Source organism: Steroidobacter flavus, assembly GCF_042651805.1.
Taxonomy (GTDB): domain Bacteria; phylum Pseudomonadota; class Gammaproteobacteria; order Steroidobacterales; family Steroidobacteraceae; genus Steroidobacter; species Steroidobacter flavus.
The window spans coordinates 853,521-870,747 of sequence record NZ_JBHSDU010000003.1; the positions used below are offsets into that span (position 1 = coordinate 853,521).

General features: G+C 61.7%; 14 protein-coding genes. 3 read left to right on the forward strand and 11 right to left on the reverse strand.

Features of this window, described 5'->3' with window-relative positions:
• Positions 1–123 precede the first annotated feature (123 nt).
• Entirely contained in the window at positions 124–681 is a 558-nt protein-coding gene (locus ACFPN2_RS09260) for a 3'-5' exoribonuclease domain-containing protein (RefSeq protein WP_380596324.1), read from the reverse strand.
• A 139-nt stretch (positions 682–820) separates the two neighbouring features.
• Here ACFPN2_RS09260 and ACFPN2_RS09265 point away from each other — a divergent pair, with 139 nt between their 5' ends.
• Positions 821–1,825, forward strand: coding sequence for a zinc-dependent alcohol dehydrogenase family protein (locus ACFPN2_RS09265; RefSeq protein ID WP_380596325.1), 1,005 nt, complete (start codon positions 821–823; stop codon positions 1,823–1,825).
• A gap of 69 nt (positions 1,826–1,894) precedes the next feature.
• On the forward strand, positions 1,895–4,129 hold the full coding sequence (locus tag ACFPN2_RS09270) for a DUF5916 domain-containing protein (RefSeq protein ID WP_380596326.1): 2,235 nt from the start codon (positions 1,895–1,897) through the stop codon (positions 4,127–4,129).
• Here the strand turns inward: ACFPN2_RS09270 and ACFPN2_RS09275 are convergent.
• The 7 genes from ACFPN2_RS09275 to ACFPN2_RS09305 form a co-directional block, all read right to left on the reverse strand.
• Positions 4,126–5,775, reverse strand: a complete 1,650-nt coding sequence (locus ACFPN2_RS09275; RefSeq protein WP_380600088.1) for an L-lactate permease — start codon at positions 5,773–5,775, stop codon at positions 4,126–4,128. The genes ACFPN2_RS09270 and ACFPN2_RS09275 overlap by 4 nt on opposite strands.
• Positions 5,776–5,788: 13 nt before the next feature.
• On the reverse strand, positions 5,789–6,652 hold the full coding sequence (locus ACFPN2_RS09280) for a phosphatase PAP2 family protein (RefSeq protein ID WP_380596327.1): 864 nt from the start codon (positions 6,650–6,652) through the stop codon (positions 5,789–5,791).
• A gap of 37 nt (positions 6,653–6,689) precedes the next feature.
• Positions 6,690–7,262, reverse strand: coding sequence for a hypothetical protein (locus ACFPN2_RS09285; RefSeq protein ID WP_380596328.1), 573 nt, complete (start codon positions 7,260–7,262; stop codon positions 6,690–6,692).
• Between the two features lie 4 nt (positions 7,263–7,266).
• Entirely contained in the window at positions 7,267–7,905 is a 639-nt protein-coding gene (locus ACFPN2_RS09290) for a DUF2799 domain-containing protein (protein WP_380596329.1), read from the reverse strand.
• Positions 7,906–8,079: 174 nt separating this feature from the next.
• Positions 8,080–8,523, reverse strand: a complete 444-nt coding sequence (locus tag ACFPN2_RS09295) for an SRPBCC family protein (RefSeq protein WP_380596330.1) — start codon at positions 8,521–8,523, stop codon at positions 8,080–8,082.
• Between the two features lie 128 nt (positions 8,524–8,651).
• Positions 8,652–9,788 carry a lactonase family protein gene (locus ACFPN2_RS09300; RefSeq protein ID WP_380596331.1) on the reverse strand — a complete coding sequence of 379 codons (1,137 nt, stop codon included), beginning with the start codon at positions 9,786–9,788 and terminating at the stop codon, positions 8,652–8,654.
• 355 nt (positions 9,789–10,143) lie between these two features.
• Positions 10,144–12,054: a hypothetical protein gene (locus tag ACFPN2_RS09305; protein WP_380596332.1), complete on the reverse strand. Its 1,911-nt coding sequence runs from the start codon at positions 12,052–12,054 to the stop codon at positions 10,144–10,146.
• A 173-nt stretch (positions 12,055–12,227) separates the two neighbouring features.
• On the opposite strand from ACFPN2_RS09305, the gene ACFPN2_RS09310 reads away from it, so the two are divergent.
• Complete coding sequence (locus ACFPN2_RS09310; protein WP_380596333.1) at positions 12,228–13,208, forward strand: DODA-type extradiol aromatic ring-opening family dioxygenase; 981 nt, start codon at positions 12,228–12,230, stop codon at positions 13,206–13,208.
• Position 13,209: 1 nt separating this feature from the next.
• On the opposite strand, the gene ACFPN2_RS09315 is transcribed toward ACFPN2_RS09310, so the two are convergent.
• From ACFPN2_RS09315 to ACFPN2_RS09325, 3 genes are all read right to left on the reverse strand, one after another.
• Positions 13,210–14,505 (reverse strand): LysR family transcriptional regulator, encoded by a 1,296-nt coding sequence (locus tag ACFPN2_RS09315; RefSeq protein ID WP_380596334.1) that lies wholly within the window; start codon positions 14,503–14,505, stop codon positions 13,210–13,212.
• Between the two features lie 68 nt (positions 14,506–14,573).
• Complete coding sequence (locus ACFPN2_RS09320; RefSeq protein WP_380596335.1) at positions 14,574–16,292, reverse strand: thiamine pyrophosphate-binding protein; 1,719 nt, start codon at positions 16,290–16,292, stop codon at positions 14,574–14,576.
• A complete protein-coding gene (locus ACFPN2_RS09325) occupies positions 16,292–17,185 on the reverse strand; it encodes a substrate-binding domain-containing protein (protein WP_380596336.1) in 894 nt (297 codons plus the stop codon). The genes ACFPN2_RS09320 and ACFPN2_RS09325 overlap by 1 nt, the downstream gene beginning before the upstream one ends.
• Positions 17,186–17,227: the final 42 nt, after the last annotated feature.

A 17,227-nucleotide genomic window follows, 5' to 3' on the forward strand; every position in this document is an offset into this window, starting at 1 on the left:
GTGGAACCGTCGTCGCGCAGGAGCTGCTAGACGACTGGACTCTGTCTTCTTGCGATGTTCTGCGCCGTTCGCAGCTGGGGAGGAGATCGATGCCCGATCTCACAAGGGCGAGAGGACTTGTTGTTATCGGCCGGAACGGCTTTCTTTAAGCATGTTACAAAACAGCGCGCCCTGCTCGATCGCATCGTCGAGCGCCACGTGGGTATGCGGCAGGGGATCGAACCAGCGCTTCGGCATGTTCCTTTTCGTAGCGGCTCGATAGTCAGTGTTCAGCACCGCCATGGCGAACGATTTCATATCCAGCGCCGAGTGACTGAACGGGCTCTCGCCCACGAACTTGATCAGATACCAGTAGACGAACAAGAAATCGAAGCCCGCCGGGTACGCCACGAACACCGGCTTGCCCGCCAGCGATTTGATCCAACTCACATAGCGCGCCATCGCCTGCTCAGGCGACTCCAGGTCCTTGCGACACGCCGCCCAGGCTTCGGGTTGCGTGGCCCACCACTCGGCGGTCTTCGGATGAGCCTGCGCACCCGGCAACGTCTCCAGATTCGCGGAGAACGTGGCAACGAGCACCTTGTCGGCGGTGTAAGCCGCCGAGCCAATGCTAAGCATGGAGTGCGGACCGGGAATCGGGCCGTCGGTTTCGACGTCGGTGCTGATGTAGATCTCGTTCATCGCCGCACTTCACCAGAATCCCGCCACACTTGTCACTCCCGCCATGACGACCCGCCGACATAGCCTTTGAATCCGCACCGGCAAGCAGGTCGAACCGATGAGTCATTGCCAGTTCTGCAATCCCGACAGCGAGGCGCCGATGAAAGCGGTTCGATTGAAAGCACCGGCGAGCGTCGCCAATCTGCGTGTACTCGAAGAAGCCCCGCCCAAACCGAACGCGGGCGAAGTTCTGGTGCGAGTGCGGGCGAGCTCCATCAACCCTCACGATGATTTCGTCGTACGCGGCATGATCCCAGCAGCGGACGGCCGTGTTCCTCTATCGGACGGCGCAGGCGACGTCGTTGCGTGCGGCGAAGGCGTGACCGAGCTGAATGTAGGCGACGCGATTGTGAGCACATTCTGGCCTCATTGGCTGTCAGGTGAGATCACCGCAGCGACCCGACGAGACATTCCTGGTGAGCTCATTGATGGCTACGCGCGTGAGTATGCGTGCATGCCGGCACATGCATTCATTCGCGCACCCAAAGGTTACAGCCACGCACAAGCAGCCACCTTGCCATGCGCAGGCGTCACAGCGTGGCGAGGACTCGTGACGCAAGGAAAGGTGAAGCCCGGCGATACCGTACTGGTGCTCGGCAGCGGCGCGGTCTCTCTATTCGCGCTTCAGTTCGCGAAAGCCGCCGGCGCCAGAGTGATCGCCACCTCTTCATCCGACGAAAAGCTCACGAGGCTGATACAACTCGGCGCCGACGAAGTCATCAACTACAAGCGGACGCCAAACTGGGGCGAGAAAGCAAAGGCGCTCACCGACGGTCGCGGCGTCGATCACGTCATCGAGGTGGGCGGCCCGGCGACCCTCGCTCAATCGATAGCGGCTTGCAGATTCGGTGGACATATCGCATTGATCGGCGTGTTGTCGGGCTTCGCCGGCGAACTGCTCATTCCAGCGCTGTTCTCTGCCCAGATCCGAGTGAGCGGAATCTCGGTCGGCAGCAGAGCCGATCTGGAAGATATGATCCGCGCGATCGAAGTAAATCGACTGACGCCGGTCATCGACCGAAGCTTCGGCCTCGAACAGCTCGGCGCCGCCTTCGAGTATTACCAGACACAGCGTCATTTCGGCAAAGTCAGCATCGAGATCTGAACGCCGGCTTAAACCTTTTCGGCGGCGGTCGCGTCCTAAGAGCATCGCACTCACTCTTGGACCGACCCCATGACCGCCAGGGGCGCTCGCTGCTTGGGATTGCTGCTGGCCCTGCTCGCCGTTCGAGCCTTTGCCGTGGACATCGACGGCAAGCTCGACGCCGACGAGTGGCGAGAAGCCCGGCACATCACCGACTTCCGTAAGACCCTGCCGCTGAACGGCGAGCCGGCCACGCTCGCCACCGAGGCCTGGGTGCTGGCGACGCCCGAGGGCCTGGCGGTGGCATTCCGGAATTTCCAGCCGCCATCCGTGCCCCGCACTCAACAACGCGTGCAGCGGGACTTCAAGGATCTGGTTGATCGGATCGATCTGATGATCGACTTCGACGGCGATCATCGCACCGGCTACAACTTCAAAGTGAGCTCCACCGCCGGCGTGTACGACGCCGTCGTTACCAACGAATCCGAGTTCAACCCGGACTGGGATGGCAACTGGCGACATGCCGTCGGCAGCGACGCGGAGAGCTGGACGGTGGAGCTGTTGATCCCCTGGCATATCGCACCGATGCGGCAGAACGCCGGCGACGTGCGCACGATCGGCATCTATCTCGATCGCATCGTGGCCAACACCGGCGAGCGCGTCTCCTGGCCGCTGGCCAGTTGGGAACGGCCGCGGTTCCTGTCCGACTTCGCGCCCATCGAGGTCGCCAGTTACAAACAATCGTTGCTGGCAGTCACGCCGTATGTTTCCAGTCTCTACGACGTGCTCGGCTCGGACAGCCAGTTCAACGGCGGCGCCGATCTGTTCTGGAAACCGAACGGCCAGCTGCAGCTGAGCGCGACGGTGAATCCCGATTTCGGCCAGGTGGAAGCCGATGAGCTGGTCGTCAACTTCGACGCCACCGAAACCTTCATCAGCGACAAACGCCCGTTCTTCACCGAGAACCAGGGCATCTTCGAATTCACCACCCCGTCGGACTTCAGCCAGCTGCTGTACACCCGCCGCATCGGCGCACCCGCCGACGACGGTCGAGGCGCGGGAGATATCACTGGCGCGTTGAAATTGAATGGCAGCGTCGGCGCGACCAAATACGGCGTCTTCGCAGCGGATGAAGCCCACGAGGCCGGTCGCACCTTCGGCGCACTGCGCCTGGTGCGTGACTTCAAGGAACAGAACCTCGGCCTGCTCGCGACCAGAGTCGAGCGCCCCTATCTGGATCGAACCGCCAGCGTGGTCGGCCTCGATCACAACTGGCGACCGACGGCGCGATGGAATGTCCGCACGCGTCTCATGGGCAGCGAGATCGAACAATCCGGCGAGAGCACGCAAGGCGACGGCGCCACGGTCTGGGCGGACTACGAAATGGATCATGGCTGGCGCCAGCAATGGATCGGCATGCATTTCAGTAACGACCTGCAGATCAACGACGCCGGTTACCTCTCGCGCAACAGCACCAACTACGCGCACTGGCAACTGAACCGTCGCTTCACGAACCTGCCTGCCGAGTCGCGCTACATGTCCAAGGACTGGCGCTGGCGCGTCAGCACCGACTACAACGACTACGGCCAGCTGCTGAATCATCAATTCCGCATCAGCCGCGAAAGCCGGCTGCGCGATGGCAGCTACGAATACGGGCAGGTCAACATCAACAGTGCCGGTGTCGATGACTTGCTAACGCGCGGCAATGGCGTGGTGAATCTGCCGCCCAACTTCAACAGCTATTTTGAGTTCGAACGGCCACGACAGGGCAACTGGGCCTATCACCTGGAGCTCGAGTTCCAGAGCGGCGGTCTGGCGGGCAACGACAAGGTGGGCTACAGCGTCAATCTCGAGCCGACCTATTTCATCAACGATGCGTTGAACGTGTATCTCGGCTTGTATGCGAGCCGGACTCCCGACTGGCTGGTGTGGCAGCGGGACAATCTGATCGGCAGCTTCGACGGCGAGGAAACTCACTTCAGCGCCGGCTTCAACTGGGTCATGACCAACCGGCACGAGCTGCGATTGAAACTGCAAGCCGTGGCGGTGAATGCTGATATCCGACAAGGCTATCGCGTCGATCCCTCGGGCAACGCGTTGCCCACCGACGAGGTCGTCAACGATTTCAGCGTGCGTAACCTCGGGCTGCAGGTCCGCTACCGGTTCGAGATCGCCCCGCTCTCCTATTTGTATGTGGTGTATGGACGAGGCGGCTACGAAGAAGAAGCCGTCAGCGACGGTCGCGGGCGCCTGCTTCGCAATACCTTCGACCTGCGCGACGACGATCAATTGCTGGTCAAGCTCAGCTATCGCTTCGAATCCTAGTGAACCAACGCAGTCAACGGCCACACATACGCCTGACCGAGCACCAGCAAGCTCACCAGCAACGCCAGCGCAATGCTGTGGAAGAACACATAGCGCAAGATTTCGCTTTCGTGGCCGTACCAACGCGTCGCGGTGGATGCGACGACGATGCTTTGCGCATCGATCATCTTGCCCATCACGCCGCCGGAGCTGTTGGCCGCGGCCATGAGCACAGGATTCAGCCCGAGCTGCTCAGACGTGATTCTCTGCAATCCGCCGAATAGCACATTCGAGGCAGTATCCGAACCGGTGAGCGCAACGCCGAGCCAACCGAGCATGGTGCCGAACAGCGGATACAGCCAGCCAGTCTGCGCGAATGCCAAGCCCATCGTCGCGTCGGCGCCCGAGTAACGCGTGACATAGCCGAGCGCCAGCATCGCTGCGATGGTCAGCAGCGATAAGCGGACGACGACCAGCGTTTGGAAATATTCGCGCACGAACTCGCGCACCGAGAACTTCATCAGCACGCTGCTGATGATCGAGGCAACCAGGATTCCCGTGCCCGTCATCGACAGCAAGTTGAAGTTATAAACCGCGGCTTCGGCGGTGGGCTGCGCGACCACCGGCGGGACTTTCTGAACCAGCTCGTGCAGCCCGCTGACGGGCAGCTTGAGAATGAACAATGAATCGAGCCAGGTTTTGACTTGCGGAATGCCCCACAGGAAGACGCATACGCTGAGCACGATCCACGGCAACCACGCCTTGAACACTTGCTCCGACGTGTAGGTCGTCGCGGCCGGCTCGGTTACCGCACTTTCTTCCGTTTGAGCGCGCGTCGTCGAGCGCCAGAGGCTGGCCGGGCGCCACACGCGTAGAAACAATGTCAGCGCGCCCATCGAGCACAGCGCCGCGACGATATCGACCAGCCACGGCCCGTGAAAATTAGAAACAAGATACTGAGGAATGGCGAACGCGACGCCGGCGACAAGAATCGCCGGCCACACCTGCAACATGCCGCGCCACCCCGCGAACGCGCAGATGAGCCAGAACGGCACGATCACCGAGAAGAACGGCAGCTGTCGCCCCACCATGCCGCTCAGCTCGTGCAAATCGAGCCCCGTCACGCTGGCCAGCGCGATGACCGGCGTACCCAATGCGCCAAACGCCACTGGCGCAGTATTTGCGATCAACGATAATCCTGACGCGGCGAGCGGCGAGAATCCCAGACCGATCAACATCGCACCCGTCACAGCCACCGGCGTGCCGAATCCCGCCGCGCCTTCGAAGAACGCGCCAAAGCCAAACGCGATGAGCAGCAGCTGTAATCGCCGATCGGGTGTGATGCCGGCGATGCTGTCTTGAAGAATCCGGAACTGTCCGCGCTGGTCGGTGAGTCGATACAGAAAAATAACGTTCAGGATGATCCAGCCGATCGGCATGAGACCGTAAGCCGCGCCGAAGGCCGCTGCCCGTGCCGCCATGCCGGTCGGCATGCCGAACGCGAGAATGGCGATCGTCAGCGAACTGGCAATGCCGAGCAGGGCGGCCACGTGCGCCTTCATTTTCAGGAAAGCGATACAGCCCAGCAGCACCACGACGGGTACGGCCGCCATCAAGGTGGACACAATGGCGTTGCCGAACGGATCGTACCCTTGTGCCCACATGATCCCGTCCCCTCTGTTATGAAATATTCCGTCGACGGAACACCTCGAGCCCCGCGATCCATGCCGCCACCCAAGCGGCGCCGACCGCATAACCCCCGAGCACGTCGCTGAAGTAATGGACCTGTAGAACCACCCTGCTGAACCCCACGCACACGATCAGCATCATCGCGGCCGCGGCCACTGGCCAATGCCAACGCGGCGTCGAATGGATCACGATCAAATACGCGAGCAGACCGTAGACGATGAACGAGCCTGACGAATGACCGCTCGGAAAGCTCCAGCCGCTCGCCGACGCAAAGCCATGCAGATGCTCCGGTCTAGAGCGTTCGAAGATTGCTTTCAAGCCTACATTCGACAGCGCACCGCCCGCCGTAGCGACCAGCCACGCGGCCGCCAGAAACCAGCGGCGCCGAAACAGCATGAAGGCGGCGATGACTGCCGCTAAGGGGATGAGAAAGTCTTTATCGCCCAAATCGGTAACGGCCGCGAAGATGCGCAGCTGCCGGTCGCTGGCATGCTGACTCAGCGCCGCGCTCAGCGCGACGTCGAACCGGCCGAGATCGTCGTCCACGCCGATGTCGTCTGCGATCTCCACGAAGCCGACACAGGCCGCGACCGCAATCGCCACGCTCGCCAGCACCTGAATGCCGAGCCCGCTCGCGATCTGCCAGATACTGTGCACGGCGCCAGGGATCGGCAGGCGCCTGGCATGAGGACGAATCCGATCGATCACGCCTTGTCCTAGCGTGACAAAGCGACCGCCATAGCGCTGTAGGGCATGCCAAAGCAATCCCGCGACCAGCAGCATGCCGAGCGCGATGACGAACAGCACGGCCCAGAGATGAACGGCCAGGAACTCTGCAAATTTTTCAGTTGTCATGAACCAGCAAAGCATTGCCGCTTGCTGGATCCTAACCCTAGCTCTCGCGAGGCGACAGTAGCTCGATGGTGTGGCCGAGCGCTGACTGCTTGCCCGAACCGATCAATATCTGTCCCTCAGACACGGTTTCCCACCGCTGCTTGCCGAGACACACCTTGACGATGCCGCCGGTCTGACGATCCCGCAGCCACACGTCATAGTTGCAGCCGCGCTTGGGATGGCCGCCGCTCCGATCGATGACGAGGAACTCGCTGGAAATCGGCGTGCCGTAGGAGATCGTCAGGAAGGGCCCGATCACGCCGGAGAATGTCATCCAGACCATCAGCAGCGCGACCAGATACAAGCCGATGTGGCGGGAGATTCGCTTGCGGGGCGAATAGGTGAGTGTCGGATTCGAGGGATGCCGATCCTTGTAGATCGGCCACCAGATCGCGAACGCGAGCAGCAGCGAAACAGGCAGGAACGCGTAGATGGCCCCCGCCGTCAGCTCGAAGCCGGTACTCGAGTAGTACATATAGCCCACGAGCAGTCCCCACACCCAGCACCCCATGGCGACGGTGTAGATCTTTTCTTGCCTGGAGGCGTTAGCCCGAAACAGCCAATGGGCCATACGATCAGGGAATTTGCAGCGTCGCGCGATAGTCCTGCAGATCGCGCTCACAATGCACGCGCTCTTCTTCCAGCTGACGGATTTCCGATTTGAGCTCTCCGACGCGCTCACCGAGATGCTTCACATCCACCACGGCCTGCGCTCGCTCTTCCGTCGTTGCGTCGCTGCTGATGGCCCGCGCCGAGCGCGTGACGATATCGGACTCAGCGTCATGCAACTCGCCTCGCGCCGAGTCGAGTCGATAGGAAACGTTCGAGAGCCGCGACTCGAGCGTATAGAGCTGCCGACCATCGTGAAACGCATCGGAAAAGGCAGGATCGAGATCGGACGGGCAGATGCCGCGGTAGCTGCCGCCCTGCGAGCCCAATCTGAATCCATTGGAAGGTGTGCAGAACTCCCGCAACCCTTCGGCTCGCCCTTCTTGATACGCCGTGAGATCGGGAACTACGCCGTGTTTGGCGCATGCCTTGCGATGCTCTCCGATGCGATCGGCGGAGTAGCCGGCGACGCCGTCCTCGAAGCCAACGGTACGCCAGTCCACCGCCAGGCATTCCTCGCGATCCATGGTCGCGCAACCGCTGATGGCGAGCAGCACGACTGCGGCACTGGCTCGCGCAAAGGACTGATATTTCGGCGTTCGCATGTGAGTCTGCCCTCGGGGGAGGCCAAGACCCTAAACTACCGGGGCCGGGGCGATTGCTACGTGAGCTATGTCACAATCGGTCGTCGCCTTCCGGGAATTCCCCATGAGCTCGAGCATTTCATTCGACGACGTCCTCGGGCCACGACCGGCCCGAGGCGCTGTGATCGAAAGCGATCAGCCAGGAATTTCCGGCTCGACCAGCTTCGCCAGCTGCTCGAGCGATTCCTGCCAGCCGAGATAGCAGCCGTCTTCCGGGATCACATCGGGAATGCCTTCCTGCACGATGTTGATCGCCACACCGCACGACACCGGCGTGATGACGATGGTCGTCGGCATCTCGCCCGGCAGGTTCGGGTCGTCGAAGGTGCTGACGTAACGGATCTTCTGATTCGGCACCAGCTCCAGGTACTTGCCGCCGAACGAATGCGCGTTGCCGCTGGTGAAGTTGGTGAACGACGCCTTGTACGTGCCACCGACTTTGGCGTCCAGATGGTCCACCTTGCAGGTGAAGCCATAGGGCGGCAGCCATTTCGCAAACGCTTGGGGATCGAGGAACGCGCGATAGACGCGCTCGGGCTTGGTACGAAGGACTCGGTGCAGTCGGACTGTGCCTGGCATGGCTCTCTCCAGTGAATGTAAGTGGGCTTCGAGCCAAGGACGACCGAGCCCGGCCGTCCCCGACATTACTGCCCAACTAATCGATGATACTGGGGATCGAGGCGCCGCCAGCGCACAAAACGACGCTCCTAGTCCGCGCCAGACAGGAACGTGACGTTGGAAGGCTGGTTGACCGGCAGCCACGCCTCGCCCGGTGTCAGCTTCCCGCTGGCCGGGTCGACGGCGAACACGTTGATCGAGTTGGAGCCGGTGTTCGCCACCAGCAACCACTGTCCGCTCGGATCGAGCGAGAAGTCCCACGGCGTCTTGCCGGTTGCGGAAATGCGCTGCACTTCGGTGAGCTTGCCGGCCTCGTCCACTGCGTAGACCTGCATGGAGCTGGCGCCGCGATTTGATGCGTAAATAAAGCGTCCATCGCGACTGGTCTGGATATGCGCGGCGTTTTTCGTGCCAGTGAACGATGGCTCGTCCAGCGGCAATAGTTGCACCTGTTGCAAGGTGCCGCTCTTCGCATCCCAGCGATAGGACACCAGGTCGGCGCTCAGCTCCGTCACCAGGAACACGAACTCGCCGCTCGGATGAAACGCCAGATGTCGCGGGCCGGAGCCGGGCGCCAGCGAAACGAACGGCGGCGTGCCGGGCGTAAGCTGATGTGTCGCTGTGTCGAATCGATAAACAAACACTCGATCCGCGCCGAGATCGGCGCAGAGCACGTAGCGACGCGAGGGATCGACGACGACGCCATGCGCGTGCGGAGAGGTTTGCCGGCGATGCGGGCCGGTGCCGGAGTTATTTTGTTTGGCGTACAGTTCGCCGAGGCGGCCGTCTTCGGCCACGGGTAGCCAGCTCACATTCCCTGTACGGAAGTGAGCGACGAACATCGACTTCGTGTCTGCGTCGAATGTGAGATGTGTGGCACCGCCCCCGCCCGAAGCCACCTTGTTGAGCACGCTCAGCTTGCCGGTGACTTTTTCCACGCCGAGGCTAATGACACTCGACTCACCTTGAGCGTCGCCGACTGGCTCGCTCACCGAATACAGTACGGGAAGCGTCGGATGCGCGAGCAGCCAGGTCGGCCGACTGACATCGGCCACGACCCCGACCGGAGTCAAACGCCCGCTCTGCGTATCGAACCGCGCGGCGACGATGCCCTGCCCCGGCTCAGTGCTGCGATTACCGAAGTAAACCCATTGCTCGGCCGCGCGCGACGGCCCGGCGGCGAACACGGAGATCAGAACAATCGTCAGCAATACAGCGCGCCACATCCTCAGCCCCCATCAAAACTCGATGACGTCCGATGCCACAGCGCCCTGCCGCGGCACCGAACGTGTAGTTATCGACAACGTCCTAAACTGCGGCGCCATGCGCCGTCGACACCGGACATTTGGTTATCGCTAACGCCCCATGCCGCGGCATCGTGCGCCGCTGGCACCGGACATTTGGTTATCGCTAATGTCCCGTGCCGCCGCGCCATGCGCCGTCGGCACAGGACGCTTGGTATTGGTAACGCCCATATCACGGCGCCATGCGCCGTGGCAAAGGAAGGTCGGTTAGAAGTTTTCACTTTGGCAAAGGCGGCGCCGCCCGAGCACAGCGCCATCTCGATCTGCTTTGCTCCGGTCACGGTTTGGGAATGTACAGCGGCATTGCGTCTTCCCAAAGCGTATCGGTGACGGCGTACTTACCGCTGCCGTCGGCGTTCATGATCCAGTTCTGGCCGTCCGGTTGGAACGTGTTCTCGTAGAGCGCCACTTCGTCTCGGAAGCCGAACATGCCTGTGCTCCACAGGATCTTGCCATCGTAGCGCCAGATCGCGTGACCGTCGTTCGAGCCCGAGGTCGTCAGGCGCTTGAGCCCAGTGCCGTCAGGCTTGATGGTGAACACGTCGAAGTTCGTCGCATCCACACGGCGCGTGAACACGATCTTCGTCCCGTCAGGCGACCAACTCGGCAGATTGTCCGCCTCCGTGGTCAGGACCTGAGTAGTACGATCCGTCAGGTTCAGCACCCGCAGCCCCTTCACCGTCTCGCTCCACACGCGATACACGATCTTGTTGCCATCCGCCGAATAGCTCGGAAAGCCCGAGTGAATCGACCCGTCGGTCAGCACCTCCAAGCCAGTGCCATCGATACGAATGCGCTGGATGCTGGCGATACCGGTGCGACGCTCCTGAAACCACTGGCCGACACCGAAGGCGAGCCACTGACCGTCAGGCGACCACGTCGGTTGAAACGCGCCAGCCAGGCCGCGCGCCACTTGATCCGGCGGCAGACCGCTCAGGGTCGAGTCGTACACGCGCCGACGATTTGCGCCGTCCTGCGCATCCATCACGTCGATGGACGAGTTGATGTGTTTCGCGGTGATGGCCAGCGTCGACTTGTCTTTGGATAACTGCGGGAACACATCGGTGTACTTGTATTCCCAATCGCTATCGAAGCTATACATCGGCGCGTACTGCGCATACGCCGGCAGGAACGAGACCTTCTCGTAAATCACTTTAGTGCCGTCCGGCGAGTAGCGCGGCGAGCGCCAGCCTTTCATCGCGGCCGTCGTGCCAGCGGTGGTGTAGATGCCCTCGAGCGGACCACCCTTGATGTGATACGCGACGGTCGTGGCATTCAGGTACTGCGGGAACACTTTATATCCGCCACCGGTAGTGAGCTCGGTGCGTGCGCCCGTGGCGACATCGACCGACACGATTTGCGACGCGACCAACGCAATCCGCTCCGGCCGCCTTGCGCCCCACGTGTCTTCAGTGGTGCTCTCATAGAACACGAGACTCTTGCCATCCGGCGACCACGAGGGCGAGCCCTGCGAATAACCGGCGCGCGTCGCGACCTGGCGCCAGCCCGAGCCATCGGGCTTGATCACATAGAGACTGTTCTCCTGCGTGCGCTCCCAGCCATTCGGCGCATCGTGACCGCGCCAATCGCTGTTGCGATCGGAAGAGAAAGCAATCCACTTGCCGTCCGGCGACCACGCCGGCTTCATGTAGCTGTGCGGCTTGCTGGCATCGAACGGAATCGACGCCGTGAGATTCTTCAACGCGCCGGTCGCGAGATTGAGCGTCCAGACGTTCGCCCAGCCGGTGTTGCGCGAAGAAACAAACGCGATGAACCTGCCGTCCGGCGAGAACACAGCGGAATCATCCACGGCGGAATGATTCGTCAGCCGCTGCGCGCTCGTGCCATCCACCTTGGCGCGATAGATGTTTGAATTGCCGCGACCGTCGCGCTCTGACGTGAACACAACCCACTGACCGTCCTTCGAGTACGAAGCGTGATAGTCCATCTGCGAAGTCGCGAACAGCGCCGTCTCGCCAGTGCCGTCAGCGTTCGCAATGTACAGGTCGGACTTGGTGGGACCGATTCGATTCAACAGGATGCTGCCTTTGACGCCGCTCCCCTGCGTCACGGCTTCCGGGACCGGATTCCAAGTATCGGCATCATTCGCTAGAGCGTCCGGGCTCAGCCCCAGCTGGGCAGCGAGCATGGCCACAGACACCCCACTCAGAACTTTCCTTACGTTCATTGCTTCCTTCCCCCTTTGAGCGGTTGCTTACTCTTCGACGCCGGGGATCTTTACACCGCGAGTCGTAGGGGGCCTGATTGGATTCCAGTCAATGGATATAACTTCGGCCGGCGATAGGGCGGCGGCGGGCGTGCAGATGTGTAACGATCGCGCTTCGAATCTTTGGAGCAGACATGGCCCGAATCGTCCTGGGTATGGCGGTCCCTCACAGCGGCATGCTCGGCAAAGCCGCCGAAAGCTTGCTGGAGGACGGCGAGCGCGATCGTAAGAATCCGCAGTTGTGGTTCCGCAACCGCAGCTGGACTTTTCCAGAGCTGGCGGCCGCCCGCGCGAGCGAAGGCCTCGAGAAATATCTGACGCTGGAAGAGCGCCGCGCCCGCATGGCCCGCTGCGGCCAGGCGCTGGAAACATTGCGTCGTGTGTATCGCGAGCACCAGCCCGACGTCGCAGTCATCCTGGGCAAGGATCAAAAGGAAATTTTCATCGACACGTCGCCGTCGTTGGCGATCTACATGGGCGACACCATCCACAACGGCCCGCCACAGCGCGCCGTGTATGCGCCCGACAAGCCGGTGACGTATCCGGCGCATCCAGAGCTGGCACTGCATCTGATCAAGTCGTTCCAGGACGCCGGCTTCGACATGACCGAAGTGCTCAAGTGGCCGGACAACGTCTGGATGAAACCGCAAGGCCAGGTCGTGCCGCATGCGTACGGCTTTATCTATCACCAGATCATGCAAGACGACGTGGTGCCGAACGTACCCATCATCATGAACACGTTCTATCCGCCGAATCAGCCATCGATGCGCCGGAGCTTGCAGTTCGGCAAGACGCTGTTCGAGGCTATCAAGGCGTGGGACAGCGACAAGAAAGTGGCGTTGATCGCCTCGGGCGGGCTGTCGCACTTCGTGTGGGACGAGCAGCTCGACCAGACCTTCCTGAAGTATTTCCTCGAGTACGACTTCGAAGGGCTGGCGCAGATCGACAACAACTCGTATCAGTCCGGCACCTCGGAAGTGAAATTGTACGTGCCGGTGATGGTCGCGACCTCGCAACTCGGCTTCAAGATGAACCTGGTCGACTATGTCCCGGTGATCCGCACCGAAGCCGGCACCGGCGAAGGCTTCGGCTTCATGTACTGGTCGGGCGGCTGAGTTATTTGATCAGCGCCGGCCGCAGCGCCGATTGAATGCCCCTGGTCTTCGCCTCAGTGAGACGCTTGAGCACCGTCTCCGGCTTGAGCGAACCGACCACCTGGCGATGGATCAGCTCCATGAAGTTGGCCTGCAATTGTGTCGGCAGCCAGTTCTCGCGCGTCATCAACCCGATGTACGGCACCGGCTCGATGGGGCCGAACGGCACCGCGGCCAGCGCGTCCTCCTCATATAACAGCTCATAAGAGGTCAGCAGCGTCAGCCGATCGCTCTGAGACAGCAGCAATCGCACCGTGGGCAGCGAGCACGTCGCAATTCGCGCCTTGGGCTGGCGACGACCTTCAAACAACTTGTCGTAGCGAATGCGTCGAGCCGCGCCGGGCGTGCCGATAATCCACTCGTAGTCGGCGAGATCGTCGAGCGTGACCTTCGTCTGCTGATTGAGCGGATGACCGTGACGAGCGACAACGACGTACGGAGTCGCCGCGAGCGCCTGATGTTTGAGGTCATCGGAGACGCGGTCTCTCAACAATCCGATGACGACGTCCACATCGCCGCTGCGCAGATAGCGAATCATGTCGTCGGCGTTGCCATTCAGGATGCGAACGTTCGCGTTCGGATACATCGACACGAATTCGTTGATGACCGACGCCAGCAGCACGCTGCCTGCGAGCAGCATCGCGCCGATGACGATCTCACCGCCGATGTTTCCTCGAGCGGCTTCGACTTCTTCGATACCCCACTGAATCTCACGCAGCGCAAGCTTCACCTTGCGAGCGAATTCAGCTGCGGCCGGCGTTGCGACGATGCCCGAAGCAGTCTGCGTATAGAGCGGCGTACGCAGATTGCGCTCGAGATCTCGGGCCGCCCGCTGCAACGAGGTTTGTGAAACGCCGAGCGAACGTGCCGCTTGCGCGAACGAGCCATTCTCGACGATGGCGATCAGACTGCGAATCTGCGTCTTGGAAATGCGGCCCGCGATGCGCGCGATCGGAATGGGCCGGCTGGGCACGCCGAGATCGATCAGCCCCTGCTCGAACTGCGCGAACAGGCGCTGGGTACGGCGATGGAAGATGATGCCGAACTCGTTGAGATAGCTGCCGCTGGCACGCCGGTCGAGCAGCGTGACGCCCATCTGCTCTTCGAGCTTGGCGATGGCCTGAGTCACGGCCGGTTGCGACAAATGGCATTCGTCTGAGGCGCGCCGCACCCCGTGCAGCTGACCGACGCTGTCGAACACCTTGAGATGACGGATGCTGGTCGGAAACTCCGTCGGCTGCAGACTCGACTCGCCCATGCTTCCCCCAACCGAATCTTATGTGTCGCAGTCTAGCCCAGCACGCCGTCGCCAGCTGTAATCCATTGTTAACGGGCTGCGGCCGGGATCCGGAATGCCGGCGACAACTGTACCGGATCGACGCTCAGCTCGAGAACCGCAGGTTTGCCACTGGCCACCGCCCGGCGATACGCCGCAGGGAAGCCTTCGGTGGTATCGACCCGCTCGGCGAATGCACCATAACTCCGGGCCATCGCGACGAAGTCAGGATTCACGATATCGGTGGCAACCACGCGCCCCGGATAACGCCGCTCCTGATGCATTCGGATCGTGCCATAGATGCCGTTGTTGACCACCAGCACGATCACGTTGGCGCCGTGCTGAACCGCCGTGCCGAGCTCTTGCGGATACATCTGGAAACAACCATCACCGGCAAACGCGATCACTTCCCGGCCCGGATACCGCAGCTTGCCCGCAATCGCGGCCGGCAAGCCGTAACCCATCGCGCCGCTGGTCGGCGCCAGTTCCGTTCGCAACTGTCGATAGCGGAAGTAACGATGGACCCACACGGTGTAGTTACCGGCGCCGTTGGCAATGAGCGCATCGTCTTTCAAGTGCTCACTGAGCCATGCTACGACCGTCGCCATATCGACGTACTTCGACGTCGACACCGTCGGCGTCGGCGTGCTGAATTTCACATACGCCTCTCGCGCTTCCCGCAGCCAAGCAGTACGCCGGTCCCGAGCCGATGACTGCGCGCCTGCCGATGCGCTGGCGAAGTCGGTTGCGGACGCAGTAATGGTCGCGACATCGACACTAGCGAGGGCGTTAGCGAAGTCGGCCAAGCCGCAGGCGATGGCCAGCTCGGGCTGATACACGCGCCCCAACTCGTTCGGATCGGGATGCACGTGGATGAGGGATTGCTTCGGCACCGTCGGCGACAGCAGCGAATATCCATTCGTCGTGTTCTCGCCGAGCCGCGAGCCGATGGCGATCACCAGGTCGGCATTCTTCAACCGCTCGGTCAGAGTCGCATCGGCGCCCAGGCCGAGGTGACCGCAGTAGTTCTCGTGACGATTGTCGATGAGATCCTGGCGACGGAAGCTTGCGACCAAAGGCAATTCATTCCGCCGCGCGAAGTCAGCGAGATTTCGACAGCTGCTCGCCGTCCAGCCCGTACCGCCGACAACCAGCAATGGCCGCGAGGCTGCGCCGAGCATCGTGGAGAACGCATCGAGATCCGTCGCTCTCGGAGCCGCACCTGCTGCGTTGATAGGCTTCGCGTAAGCGGGCGGCTCGATGACTTCCGACAACATGTCTTCGGGCAACGAGAGCACGACCGGCCCCGCTCGACCCGACATCGCAACTCGATAAGCTCGTGCAACGTACTCCGGGATGCGCGCTGCGCTGTCGATCTCCGCCGCCCACTTGGCGAGCGGACCGAACATCGCGCGGAAATCGACTTCCTGAAATCCTTCGCGATCGCGCGCGTGCCGCGCGACCTGACCGATGAACAAGATCATCGGCGTGGAATCCTGGAACGCGGTGTGCACCCCTACTGTGGCATGCGTCGCACCCGGCCCGCGTGTCACGAAACAAATGCCCGGTCGGCCCGTAAGCTTGCCGTCCGCCTCGGCCATATTCGCCGCAGCCCCTTCATGCCGAGCGCTGACGACTGCAATCTCGGGCGCATCGTGTAACGCATCCAGCACGGGCAAGTAACTTTCGCCCGGCACGCAATACACCCGATCCACGCCTTGCGCGCGGAGCGCCGCGACCAGAATCTGTCCCCCTGTCGCCTTGTCCATTACACACCGAGGCCGGCGGTCAAATCGTTGAACAGCTCATCGACCTTGAAGCGTCGCGGAATGATCTTCTGTTCGAACGACCAATCGATGGCCATTTCCAGGCCCTTGCGATTCGCTTCGAGCCCCAGCGGCGGCAGGCCCGACACCACCGACGACGGCGCGTGGGTGCGGCTCTCTTTGATCATGCGAGCGATCTCACGCACTACATCGGGACGCTGCTTGGTGAGATCTTCGTGCACTACGAATAGATGATTGATCGGGATCACGCCTTCGCGCTCATACCACTGCGTCGCGGCCTTGTGAGGATCGGGCACGAGCGTGCGCACGCGAGGATCTTTAGGCATGTCGACGCCGAGAATGGCGGCGGCGACTTCGCCCTTCATCATCATCTCGTCGATCTTGCTGCCCTTGGGCAGCTTGCGGCAGTTCGGCGGATCGCTGTACTCGCTGAGATGCGATTCATCGACCGTCACCCACGTGACCTTGTCGAGATCGACGCCGTATTCGTGCTGAAGAATGCCGCGCACCCACAGGCCCGTCGTTTGCGCGTACGTGCGCACGCCGACCACGCGACCTTCGATGTCCTTCGGCTTCAGCTCGCCATGCTCGATGTTGAAACCGATGCAGTGATGCTGGAAGCGCCCCGAGATCGGGGTCGGCAACAACACCCACGGCTTGCCATAAGACCGGGCTTGTAGATAAGTGATGATAGCCAGCTCACCGCAGTCGAAAGCGTTCTCGCGCAACATGGCCTTGAAGCCATCGTGCGCCGTCTTCGGGCCACAACAATCCAGCGTCACCAGAGGAGACGTGACGCGGCCATCTTTCATGGCCAGCGTCACGGGATAGTCGGCGAGGTTCGTTCTCAGCTTCAGCGGTTCGGCGGTGGTCATAGGCCACCACGATGCCCCGGGGCTCGCAGTGGCGCTAATCCA